We start from the raw sequence: 579 nt of genomic DNA on the forward strand, positions 1-579 counted from the left end.
CAGTCTGGTTATCGACTACCCGAGGCTTATCGCAGATTCCTACGTCCTTCTTCGGTTCCTGGTGCCAAGGCATCCACCGTGTGCCCTTAAAAACTTGAACACTACAAAGATGCTCGCGTCCACTGTGAAGTTCTCAAAATACAACCGGCACCCCACACCCGGAACGAGTAACTCGCTCCCTCGGTAGGGCCCACGACCAGAAGAAACCAGCCCACACACACCAAGAACCCGAATCAACCGGGCCCGGCATGTGTCGCCCGATCCTTCAGGACCCAACAACGTGTCAAGCGCCTCCCCCGCCACCACCACGTTCCACTGCGAAGCAAGCTCCGCTTGTACTTGTGGACGATGACCAGGTCAGCGCCAAATAATCGATGTTCCACCCTTGAGCACCCGCTGCCCCACATCCGGGGACAGACCGGGCTGCCATAAATGACTGCTCCTTAGAAAGGAGGTGATCCAGCCGCACCTTCCGGTACGGCTACCTTGTTACGACTTAGTCCCAATCGCCAGTCCCACCTTCGACGGCTCCCCCCACAAGGGTTGGGCCACCGGCTTCGGGTGTTACCGACTTTCGTG

2 rRNA genes are annotated in these 579 nt (G+C 58.0%); both read right to left on the reverse strand.

What is annotated here, in order from left to right:
• Positions 1 to 100: ribosomal RNA gene (locus AC1DIW_RS21850) — 23S ribosomal RNA — on the reverse strand; the annotation flags it as partial.
• 347 nt (positions 101 to 447) lie between these two features.
• Positions 448 to 579, reverse strand: a 16S ribosomal RNA gene (locus AC1DIW_RS21855); the annotation flags it as partial.

Source organism: Terrabacter sp. 01T434, from assembly GCF_056398545.1.